This window comes from Dendronalium sp. ChiSLP03b (assembly GCF_034531165.2).
Classification (GTDB): Bacteria; Cyanobacteriota; Cyanobacteriia; order Cyanobacteriales; family Nostocaceae; genus Dendronalium; species Dendronalium minutum.
In genome coordinates, this window is record NZ_JAVRBR020000122.1 from 64,979 (window position 1) to 76,601 (window position 11,623).

8 protein-coding genes and 1 tRNA gene are annotated in these 11,623 nt (G+C 44.5%); 4 read left to right on the top strand and 5 right to left on the bottom strand.

Translation table 11 applies throughout. The features are described 5' to 3' along the window. Positions 1 to 132 precede the first annotated feature (132 nt). Together cobN and RMY31_RS27770 are read left to right on the top strand one after the other, a co-directional pair. Positions 133 to 4,146, top strand: coding sequence for a cobaltochelatase subunit CobN (cobN, locus tag RMY31_RS27765; protein ID WP_322657462.1), 4,014 nt, complete (start codon positions 133 to 135; stop codon positions 4,144 to 4,146). A 22-nt stretch (positions 4,147 to 4,168) separates the two neighbouring features. Then, on the top strand, positions 4,169 to 5,353 hold the full coding sequence (locus RMY31_RS27770; RefSeq protein ID WP_322657463.1) for a peptidoglycan-binding protein: 1,185 nt from the start codon (positions 4,169 to 4,171) through the stop codon (positions 5,351 to 5,353). A gap of 125 nt (positions 5,354 to 5,478) precedes the next feature. On the opposite strand, the gene RMY31_RS27775 is transcribed toward RMY31_RS27770, so the two are convergent. The 5 genes from RMY31_RS27775 to lipA all read right to left on the bottom strand — a co-directional run bounded on the left by RMY31_RS27775 (position 5,479) and on the right by lipA (position 10,154). Next, the gene (locus tag RMY31_RS27775) at positions 5,479 to 5,934 is read right to left on the bottom strand and encodes a Fur family transcriptional regulator (protein ID WP_322657464.1); all 456 of its coding nucleotides are present in this window, start codon (positions 5,932 to 5,934) and stop codon (positions 5,479 to 5,481) included. A 286-nt stretch (positions 5,935 to 6,220) separates the two neighbouring features. Continuing rightward, positions 6,221 to 6,343: a hypothetical protein gene (locus RMY31_RS27780; RefSeq protein ID WP_322657465.1), complete on the bottom strand. Its 123-nt coding sequence runs from the start codon at positions 6,341 to 6,343 to the stop codon at positions 6,221 to 6,223. Positions 6,344 to 6,345: 2 nt separating this feature from the next. After that, positions 6,346 to 7,596 (bottom strand): RNA polymerase sigma factor SigC, encoded by a 1,251-nt coding sequence (gene sigC / locus RMY31_RS27785; protein ID WP_322657466.1) that lies wholly within the window; start codon positions 7,594 to 7,596, stop codon positions 6,346 to 6,348. Positions 7,597 to 8,286: 690 nt separating this feature from the next. Further along, positions 8,287 to 9,213: an NAD(P)H-dependent glycerol-3-phosphate dehydrogenase gene (locus tag RMY31_RS27790; RefSeq protein WP_322657543.1), complete on the bottom strand. Its 927-nt coding sequence runs from the start codon at positions 9,211 to 9,213 to the stop codon at positions 8,287 to 8,289. A 32-nt stretch (positions 9,214 to 9,245) separates the two neighbouring features. Continuing rightward, positions 9,246 to 10,154 carry a lipoyl synthase gene (gene lipA, locus RMY31_RS27795; protein ID WP_322657467.1) on the bottom strand — a complete coding sequence of 303 codons (909 nt, stop codon included), beginning with the start codon at positions 10,152 to 10,154 and terminating at the stop codon, positions 9,246 to 9,248. A 136-nt stretch (positions 10,155 to 10,290) separates the two neighbouring features. On the opposite strand from lipA, the gene RMY31_RS27800 reads away from it, so the two are divergent. Together RMY31_RS27800 and RMY31_RS27805 are read left to right on the top strand one after the other, a co-directional pair. Further along, positions 10,291 to 10,364, top strand: a tRNA-Pro gene (locus RMY31_RS27800). Between the two features lie 670 nt (positions 10,365 to 11,034). Next, the gene (locus tag RMY31_RS27805) at positions 11,035 to 11,613 is read left to right on the top strand and encodes a DUF4255 domain-containing protein (protein ID WP_409878633.1); all 579 of its coding nucleotides are present in this window, start codon (positions 11,035 to 11,037) and stop codon (positions 11,611 to 11,613) included. The last annotated feature ends 10 nt before the right edge of the window (positions 11,614 to 11,623 follow it).

Genomic DNA, 11,623 nt, shown 5'->3' on the forward strand with positions numbered 1-11,623 from the left:
AATGGTCTGGTAAGAAGGGTTGAGGAGCCAGTGCGGTGGTTGGGTTTTCCGACTTGCAGCAACTGGTGTTGCTAGGCTGAAATGTTTTGTGATTGTACTTTAATCAACAGTTTAAGACGGTAATACAGGATTATGCATCGTATAAGCGCCACATCCGGAGGATGGAGTCAGTCAGAAGGTTTAGTTTTTTTAGAACAAACTCCAGCTCCTTTTGTGTTTATTACGGCTGCTGATACCGACATTCAAACTTTGGCAGTTGCCGTCCCCAGATTACCTGAAACATTTCCTGCATTAAGAGTCGCCAACTTGTTGCAGTTGCAGCAACAAATAAGTATAGATTCTTACGGAGAGCAAGTTTTGGAATTTGCCCAAGTAATAATTCTGCGCCTGTTAGGAGGACGTTCCTATTGGGCTTATGGTTTAGAAGTAGTGCAGGAAATTGTCCAACGTAATGGTACAACCTTAATTGTAATCCCAGGAGACGATGGTCTCGATCCCCAATTAATTTCTCAGTCTACCGTGCCTTTGGGTACTGTTAACCAAGTATGGCAGTATTTCAGGGAAGGCGGAGTGGAAAATATTGTTAACGCTCTCAAATTTATCGCTGATAATTGCCTGTCGACTTCGTTTCATCCCTTACCACCTCAGCCGATTCCTCGTGTAGGTTTGTATCTAGGGGACTGGGGAACTCCGAGTTCTCTTGGGGGATTAGGAGTAATGGGGACTGCACATGAGGAAGGCAAGGTAGATAATTCTTCTCCTCTGCCCCTCTGCCCCTCTGCAACGGACACTTTCCTCAACGGGGGGAACCCCCACACGGAAGTGTCCTCCCCTCTGCCTAAAGTTGGCATTCTCTTCTACCGCGCCCATTATCTGGGAGGAAATACCAAAGTAATTGATGCTCTGTGTGCTGCTTTGGTGAAGAAAAACTTACAACCAATGCCAGTGTTTGTTTCTTCATTGCGTGACCCCGATGTCCAAGCAGAGTTGAGCGAGTTTTTCCAGCCTAAAGACTCAGAGCAAATTGGACTACTGCTGAATACTACCAGTTTTTCGCTAGCGCGGTTAGAAACAGAAACACCCCAAACTGACCTGTGGCAAAAATTGGACGTGCCAGTGTTGCAGGTAATCCTCAGCGGTGGAGATGTTGAGCAGTGGGAATTGCAGTCGCAAGGGCTTTCTCCTCGCGATATCGCCATGAATGTGGCGCTACCAGAGGTGGATGGGCGGATTATTAGTCGCGCTGTGTCTTTTAAGACGCTGCAAACGCGAAACCCCGACTTAGAAACAGATGTGGTAGTTTATGAACCAGTCAGCGATCGCATTGAATTCGTAACCCAACTAGCAGCTAATTGGGTACGCCTACGCTCCAAGCCACCCCAAGAACGGAGAATTGCTCTAATTTTGGCAAATTACCCCAACCGCGATGGTCGCCTTGCTAATGGTGTGGGATTAGACACACCCGCCAGTTGTGTGGAAATTCTCAAAGCTTTACAGGTTGCTGGGTATCTAGTAGAAAATCTACCCACTCAAGCAGATGAGTTGATTCAACGTCTCACTGCTGGCGCGACCAATGACCCAGAGGGTAGGGAATTGCGCCCAGTGCTGCAAAGTTTGTCTAGTACAGAGTATCAAAAGTATTTTGCTTCTTTACCAATAGTGGTGCAGCAAGGTATTTGTGAACGTTGGGGAGATTTGCAGCAGGAGAGCAATAAAGAAATCTTCTCCTCTGCGCCTCTGCCCCTCTGCCCCTCTGCCTCCATTCCCGTTCCTGGAATTCAACTCGGCAACATCTTCGTGGGAATTCAGCCAGCAAGGGGCTACGATATTGACCCTAGCTTAAATTATCATGCGCCGGATTTAGCACCAACTCATGCTTATTTAGCTTTTTACTATTGGGTAAGGGAATGTTTTGGTGCTGATGCTGTTGTCCATGTGGGAAAACATGGAAACTTAGAATGGCTACCCGGTAAGAGTTTGGCTTTATCCAGTAATTGTTATCCAGAAGTAGCACTGGGGCCGCTTCCCCACCTGTACCCGTTTATTGTCAATGACCCCGGTGAAGGTTCACAAGCCAAACGCCGCGCTCAGGCAGTGATTATAGATCACCTTACGCCCCCCATGACCCGTGCAGAACTCTATGGCGCTTTACAGCAGTTAGAAAATTTAATTGATGAATATTATGAAGCTGAAAGTTTAGATCCTTCCCGTTTATCAGCGATTCGCGATCGCATCCGGGAATTGATTATCCAAGAAAATCTGCATCAGGATTTAGGGATTCAAAATGAAAATGACATTTTGAAATTTGAATCTTTAATTTTAAATTTTATCGGTGGCTATCTTTGCGAATTGAAAGAAGCCCAAATTCGCGATGGCTTACATATTTTTGGGCAATGTCCAAAAGGACGACAACTACGGGATTTAATAGTAGCGATCGCCCGTATTCCCAATCGCTATTCTGTAGGTATTACCCGCGCTTTAGCTCAACATTGGGGACTAGACTTCAATCCCCTTACCACAGATATGTCAACCGTCAGTGGTCAATGGTCAGTTGTCAAGGGCAAAAACTGTCGCACTATTGGCGATATTGTTGAACTCCTAGAAGAACACGCTGCCTCACTTGTAGAACAGCTCCTAATTCCTAACTCTTGTACAGACGCGATTAATCGCGTCTCTACTGCTAACTCTTGTACAGACGCGATTAATCACGTCTCCATTCCTAACTCAGCACTCAGCACTACTTTAGACTGGATACGCGATCGCCTCCTCCCTGCTATCCAACAAACCCAGCTAGAAATGACTAATTTGCTACATGGGCTTGATGGTAGATATGTTCCAAGCGCACCTGCTGGCGCACCTACGCGCGGTCGTCCAGAAGTGCTACCAACTGGTAGAAACTTTTATTCAGTTGATATCCGCGCCATTCCCACAGAAACTGCTTGGGATGTAGGTAGAAAAGCTGCTGAAAACCTGATTGAATACTACACACAAGAACATGGTGAGTATCCAAAAACACTAGGATTATCCTTATGGGGAACCGCTACGATGCGAACTGGTGGTGATGACATCGCCGAAGCGTTAGCTCTATTAGGTGTGCGACCTGTGTGGGATGGTGCAGCACGGCGCGTAGTAGATTTTGAAATTTTGCCACTAGCCATCTTGCAGCGTCCCCGTGTAGATGTAACCTTAAGAATTTCTGGATTTTTCCGGGATGCTTTTCCCAACCTCATTGACTTATTTGACTCGGCAGTACAAGCAATAGCAGCATTGGATGAACCGCCAGAACAAAACCCTTTAGCAGCGCAAGTACGCCAAGATACAGATTTTTGGACGCAACAAGGTCTAACAAGAGAAACAGCTTTAGTGCGATCGCGCGATCGCATCTTCGGTTCACAACCAGGTGCTTACGGTACAGGACTCCAAGGCCTAATTGCTTCCCAAAATTGGACAGATGACCAAGATTTAGCTCGTGCCTACATAAACTGGAGTTGCTACGCCTATTCAGGAAGCAGGGGAGCAGGGGAGCAGGGGAGCAGGGGAGCAGGGGGAGAAATTCTTCCCAGTCCCCAGTCCCCAGTCCCCAATCCCGAAGCATTTAAGCAACGCTTAGCACAAATGCAAATTGTTTTGCATAACCAAGATAATCGCGAACACGATTTGCTCGATTCTGATGATTATTACCAATTTCAGGGTGGTTTAACAGCTGCGGTACGTTCTCTCCAAGGAAAAAATCCCCAAACCTATTTTGGTGATAATTCTATTCCTGCCCAACCACGTGTCCGCAAACTCAGAGAAGAAATCGCACGGGTGTTTCGTTCTCGCGTAGTTAATCCCAAATGGATTGCAGGAATGATGCGCCATGGTTATAAAGGCGCATTTGAAATGGCAGCAACAGTAGATTATCTATTCGCCTATGATGCTACAGCAAAATGTGTGGAAGACTACATGTATCAAGGTATATTAAAAGCTTATTTGCTTGATCCCCTTGTGTCAGAATTTATTCTGTACAATAATCCTTATGCTCTGCGTGATATTGCTGAAAAATTATTAGAAGCATCTCAGCGCGGTTTATGGCAGGATGTAAATATACAAACAATAGAAAGTTTACGAAACTTAGTACATCAAGCTGAAGCAGCTATCGAATAAAACAGTGGTGTAGGAAACAAATATGGACAACCTTGCGTATTTGCACCTAGCTTTCGCCTACGAAGACAACGAATCCAGTGAATTGGTATCTCTAAGCTCTTTTTTAAACAAAGCAGCTGCACCAGACTGGAAACGGCTTTCTAGTAAGGCATGGAAGCATATGTTGCCCCTTGCTCTCACCTTATCTATTTTCAGTGCTGTCAGCAGCGCTATGGCACTGGAAAGAGGCGATCAAGGTCCCTCTGTGAGAAATTTGCAACAAAAGCTGCAACAATCAGGCTTTTATCAAGCTCCTATTACTCAAATATATGACTTTCCCACAGAAGATGCTGTTCGGCGCTTCCAGAAAGCTGCCAATTTACCAGTTGACGGCATTGTTGGAGTAAGCACCATACAAAAATTAGACAACTGGCGGGTAGCGACTGCGAGTAACCAGACCAAGAAACCTAGTGCTACGAGTACAGCAGTTAAAAAAACGAGTACTGCGAGTACACAAGCCAGAAAAACTACTCTTGCAAGTACACAAGTTAGAACAACTACTACTGCTAGTTCAGTAACCAGTAAGCGCAATAATCCTAACTTACTGGCCAAAGGCGATGAAGGTGAAGATGTTAGGGTTTTGCAAGAACAGTTGCGGATTGCAGGTTTTTATTACGGTAATACCACAGGGATATTTGGTCCAATTACCGAAGAAGCTGTCAAGCGCTTCCAAGATGCTTACAAATTAGACGTTGATGGGATTGTCGGACCAGCAACAAAAAGAAGATTACCGCAACAGGGAGTTGGCTATGGAGAAGATTCTCCTACCAAACCAGTGGTAGATCGAGATAAACTCCGCCTAGGCGATCGCGGCGAAGCCGTGAGAATTCTCCAAGAACAATTAATCAAAGCAGGATATTTAGAGGGAGAACCAAACGGATACTTTGGCCCCTATACAGCAGATGCTGTACGCCGATTCCAGGCAGCTAATTACTTGGCAGCCAGTGGTATTGCTGGTCCCACTACTAGAGGTAAGTTACATAACTCAGTTAAGACTGCTTCCAAGAGTGAGTTTAGTGTCTTGGAAATCCAAAGAAGGCTACAAGAAAAAGGCTTTTACAAAGGTCAACTGACAGGTGTAATGGCAGATGACACGAAAAAAGCGATTAAGCAAGCCCAGGAATACTACGGCATTAGTCTAAGCGATATTAGAAGCGGACGCTTTTAGCATCCGCTTAGGCTTGGTCAGTACGAGTCCCCAACTAATTGCTTGCCTCCGGTAACAATGAATAGGAAATTGCTCAAATTATTTAATTGACTTGAGTAACTTCGCTTTGTTATCCCACTCAAGTGCTACAGCGGCATCAGTGCCCTTTGGCACTTGGGACATACTGCATGGATTGTCATTTGACAGTCTAGTAGGTGATATCCTTCTTTTTGAGCAGTTTTTGCGCCGATTTTAAGAATAGAGTCGTTTTTAAACTCAATGGTCGCGTTGCACCGCACACAAATCAGGTGGTGGTGATGATGGGGGTAGGGCTGGTTGATCTCGTAATGCTTATGTCCTTCTCCCAGTTCTAGTTCCCGTAAGATTCCCATCCGTGCCATCAACTTCAAAGTTCGATAGATAGTCGAGAGACTGATGCCTTCGCCTTCGCCCTCTAGTCGATGATAAAGATCCTCGGCACTGAGATGTTCCCCTTGCGGAAGTTCTTGAAAAATGTGTAGAATTGTTTCGCGCTGGGGAGTTAAGCGCCAGCCTCTTTCATTTAGTTCTGCCTTAAGTGAAGTAGTTGTGTAGACAGTCATACTAATTTTTCTCAACAAAGCTCTTTAGTTGAGAATATAACAAATGTTCGGAGCAATTTGCAACAATCATTGCTTATTGAGAATCTTTATAAAATGCTCAAGACTTATTTATAAAATCTCGATCGGAAATCAAGTAATAGCGATCCCAGCCTTCAAGGTATTCAGAACAAAGCTGGGAATGTTTCCGTTTAACTAAATGCAAATAATTTCCTATAAGCTTCTAAAAAGCTGTAGACACAGAGTTCAAATGGTTCAATGACTAATGGTCGGTAGTCAGTTGCCAGTGCTAATAAACTACTGGCAACTGCACAGGCACAAGGCTTTGCGTCGCTACTGCTTGCGCTAACGGCAGTTCTTCTTTGGGGAAACCACCAAGACCGGACTGCCTTACAACTGACAACTGATTCATGACTAACTAAGAGACTCTAAATAGTCACGGATGAGGTTGCGTCTCTTGGGTTGGCGTAGCTTTTGCAAAGCTTTGGATTCAATTTGACGTACCCGTTCCCGCGATAAGTCTAAAGCGCGTCCAATTTCTGCTAACGAGTAAGGATGACCATCTGCTAAACCAAACCGCATCAGAATTACATCTCGTTCGCGGGTAGTTAAATCAGCCAACAGATTTTGCAAGTCTCTTTGTAAAGATTCTCGCATTAACATTTCCTCAGGAGTTACACTGTCAGTTTCGAGTAATTCGCCTAATTCAGTGTCTTTATCCTTCCCTACTTTAGTTTCGAGAGAAACAGAACGCGGCACTCTTAACAAAACTTCCCGTACTTGGGTAGGAGTCATGTCTAACTCAATAGCTAGGTCTTCTAGGGTAGGAGTGCGACCTTTTTCTTGAGCAATTTTACGTTGAGCTTTTTTAATTTTGTTTAACTTTTCTGTAATATGGACAGGTAGGCGAATCGTGCGACTAGAAGTAGCGATCGCCCGTGTAATTCCTTGACGAATCCACCAGTAAGCGTAGGTGCTAAAGCGATATCCCTTGGTTGGGTCAAATTTTTCTACGGCTCGCTCTAAACCTAGTGTGCCTTCTTGCACTAAATCTAGTAATTCCAAACCGCGATTTTGATACTTCTTAGCAACAGACACCACTAGGCGTAGATTAGCCTTAATCATGTGTTCTTTTGCTTGAAGTCCTTGAGCTTGAATTTGCTCTAGTTCTTCCACTGTCATCTTGGCAATTTCCGCCCACCGACGTTTGCCATCTGACAAAATCGGTTTGAGATCGGACACATTTACACCAGCAGTGGTAGCCCATCTTTCTAAAGAGGGGCGATGTCCTAGTTCAGATGCTAGACGCTCTTGAACTTCAATTAACCGCAGATAGGGCGAAACCACTTCATCCCCTTGCTTTGCTGCGTTAGCAAGTACTATCCGCATCCGTAAGTAGCGCTGAACTTTTTGCGCTTCTGAAACTTCTTCATCGCGCCCCAACAACCGAACTCGACCAATTTCCTGAAGATATAGACGTACCAGATCTGTACTGCGACGGTTAGTATTAGCAGCAAAGTTAGCAGGATCGACAGCAGCTATCTCCAGCTCCTGTAAATCTTCTACCGACAACTCACTGACATCAACTGTGAGATCCGAGTCCAAAACCTGGCGGGATTTTTGGGTATTGTAGGCGGCATCTGCGTAAAAGGATGTTGCTGGCATAAAATCGTCTCAATGGCTCCAGGTAACAATAGATTACGGTGAGTCAGCGCTGCAGGAGGGTTTCCAACGCCAGTCACTCATGGGGGAAACCCCCAAGACTGTGCTGGCTCCTCCGTAGGCGACTGCGTTAGCGTAGCGTTAGCGACGTTAGGAGCGTCGCCCGAGGGGTCAGCTAATCAACTGTTGCTATTGTTCCCGTGATTCAAGATGAACTAACACGGTTGAAGGTTGAAGTCCAGTTTTTTTCAAAAAAACTGTACTGGTTATTTTCCCAACATGAATACTGAACGCATTCGGCTGTTGAGCGTCTGATTGAACCAATAGCTATTCAAATCTATAGATAGGCTTGAAATTCCGAACTGACGGGAAAAAGCTAGAAGGCAGAAGGTTGAAAGTAAAAATTTAATTTTCCGTACTCCCTACTTCCTTTTTCATCTGGTGTAAGCAGTTCGTGATGGCTACCTAGTCAGTATTTCAACTTTGTAGATATTAAATGTTACGTTTGTAACTTGTATAAACATATTCCAGTAAAATTATGTTTATCGTTGGCATAGTCATATCTACATGAAGCTAGAAGTAATATCCTGAAGATTTACTAATTTTTTTCTAAGGATTATTTGGGAATGATAAGAGGCAATAGGTTTTAAGTGATAAGTTAGCGCTTACGCACAAAGGGTTAATTGATGGCTGTTAATAGTTGTACTCTGGCTTGATGTCTCGTAGCATTAGTTCATCAAGTGCTTGTCGGGGTGTCACTTCACCCTGAAGTAATCGATAAACCTGCTCGGTAATCGGCATAGTAATATTTTGTTGTTTAGCCAGTTGCACCAAAACCTCACAAGTGTTAACTCCCTCGGCGGTTCCTGGCAAATTAGCCAAAATTTCTGTCAGTGTCTTACCGCCAGCCATCTGGTAGCCGACTTGGTAATTACGACTTAGGGGACTATTGCAGGTTGCTAACAAATCTCCTAGACCCGATAAACCATAAAATGTTTCCGTCTTTGCGCCCCAGAAGTTGCCGATGCGAATTATTTCTGTGAGTCCACGAGTGACTAAAGCGGCTTTGGCATTGGTTCCCAATTGTAAGCCATCACATACACCAGCTGCGATCGCTATTACGTTCTTCAGTGTTCCTCCCAGTTCTACTCCTACAGGATCGGGATTCGTATATACCCGGAAACGAGGCGAAGAAAATACCAATTGCGCTTGTTCAGCAGCAGTAGCTATACTGCTGGCAACTACTGTTGCAGCTGGCAATGATTGTTGAATTTCTTGAGATAAATTTGGGCCAGACAATACCACTACTGCATGGCTAGGGAATGCTGTTTGCCAAATTTGCGAAGGTGTACGAGTAGTTTGAGGATCTAAGCCTTTTGTCGCTGTGACAAAAATTGTCTCTGGAGATGAGGGAAAGGACTGTACGTGAGATACAACGTCTCTTACACCTTTCATCGATATAGCAGATACGATTATTTGGGCATCTTGTAGAACTGCTTTGAGAGTTTCCGATCCCCGACGCGACCACAAACGCACTGTATAACCATTTGCTATTGCTAGATTTGCTAGAGATGCGCCCCAAGCACCTGCACCCAAAATTGCTATGGTAGTTTCTTGCACCGCTATCAATACCACTCAGAACTCATAACTTCTCACTCAGCACTCGACTTTCGGGGATAGCATTTCATCAATTCTCTCACTTGCTCAGCATGATATGAGCTTCTAGTCAATGGTGAGGAAACAACTTGTAAAAATCCTAGTTCTTCCCCAAATGCCTTCCAAGTGTCAAATTGTTCTGGGTGGATAAATTCATTGACTTGCAAGTGTTTTTGACTGGGTTGGAGGTATTGTCCAATCGTCAAGATATCACAATCTACCGCTCGCAAATCTTGCATAACTTGGCGGATTTCGGCATCAGATTCGCCAAGTCCAACCATGATCCCGGATTTAGTGTATGTCCAAGGAGCAATTTGGCACGTTAGCGAAGCTCTTCTGAAAGAAGTTCGCTTGAGTAATTCAAGCGTGCGATCGTAGTTTCCTTGGGGGCGCACTCGTCGATACAGGCGTGGAACAGTTTCTGTATTGTGGTTTAAAACATCTGGTGCAGCTTGCAGAATTATTTCTAAAGCATTCCAGTTACCACACAAATCAGGGATTAGTACCTCAATTGTGGTGTGGGGTGAGAGGTTGCGAACTGCTGCAATACACTGCACAAACTGAGATGCACCACCATCTGGCAAATCATCTCGGTTGACAGAAGTGATTACCACATGATTAAGTTTCATGCGGCGAACAGCTTCTGCCAGTCGTTCTGGTTCCGTAGGGTCTAAAGGCTTGGGTTTTTTCTCAAAGTCAATATCACAATAGGGACAGGCTCGCGTACAAGCTGGGCCCATAATCAAAAAGGTCGCAGTGCCAGCTTGGAAGCACTCACCAATATTCGGACAGGATGCTTCCTCACAAACCGTATTGAGCGCTAAATCCCGCAAAACTTCTTTAACGTTACCGACGCGCTCCCACTGAGGTGCTTTTACCCGCAACCAGTCTGGTTTTACAGTCACAATCTGCTTTTACCACTGAAGTTATACACATCTAATCGTAGCAAGCAAAGCCTTGAGTGAAGTCATTATATCTAGATGTAGTTTTGTCATTTAGCACAGGTTGTGATATCTTTAGTCTACGATGCCATATTTATGGCGGGATGTAGCGCAGCTTGGTAGCGCACTTCGTTCGGGACGAAGGGGCCGCTGGTTCGAATCCAGTCATCCCGATTGATATTGTAGAGCGACAAATTATTTGTCATACTCATTCAACTAGAGATGACTTTCTTAATTGAATTCGTATTAATCTCACTATATACTGCGTCGGAATTGTCCTAAACGAAGTGCGCCTTTCAACCCTCGTAATTTAAACAAATATCTCACCTAGTAACATAAAAATCTTTTTTCAACACATCCCTAGCCGGGATGGTCGTTGAAACATATTTCTATCCCGTCGACACAGTTTTTATTGTTCAGCCAAACTTTCAACCCACCTTTAGCCGGGATGGTCGTTGTAGAGCATCTCTTAAATGTTTCGCAAAACCATAAGCAATATATGGTTGAGACTGAGGTAGAGATGCAGCGACAAGGGAGAGATTTTAATAAAAAGTGATTACGTGGGTTTGATATAATACACTGCCTGAGGTCGGTGTCTTAAGCAGAACGCTATGCTCTCTTGAATTTGCACTGGCGATCGCCTACATCTAGTAAAAATACATAGATTGAAAATAATTATTGCATTCAACAAAACATAAGACGAAAAAAGCTAGTGTCTTTAATGGAGAGGTAAGTAAAAGATTAGGTATATTCTTTGAATTGCTCGATCTTGCCCCTTACTACTGCGATTCTCTGTCATAGAGCAAATATCTAGGCATCTGGCTGATTCACTTACCGACTTCTTATGATATCTGATGCAATGAGGTTGATACAGGTTGCTTTGCAGCGCTACATCCTTGAGGTTGAGCCAGAACTTGGCCCCGGTCAGATTGTAATCATGGATAACATTGCCATGGCTGAAGAACTTGGTGGTTCAAATAATCAGCTGAGTGGGCATGTGATAATGAGCCTGGTAAATCTCCAGGAGGAGACTACCCTCAAAAATGGTAATCACTATAGGTTGGATAATGGTCGCACGGTTTACCAAAACCCACCGATTAACCTCAACCTGTTTATTCTCTTTTCCGTACTACACAATCAGTACGATACAGCCCTCAGACTCTTGTCACGGGTGGTGGAGTTTTTTCAATCACAAACGGAAATCTCGTATACCACTACGCCTGGAACTGGTAGCAGTTCGCGTGATGTCCGGATAGTGCCAGACCTTTATTCCCTCACCTTCGAGCAACTTAACCACCTTTGGGGTTCCCTAGGTGGGAAACAAGTGCCCTTTGTACTCTATCGTGCCCGCCTGATAGCTGTTGAGGCACAAAAACGGCAGGCTGAAAGCGAAGTCATCTCTGGAATCTATATCAATGAGTGAAGGGGTAGTC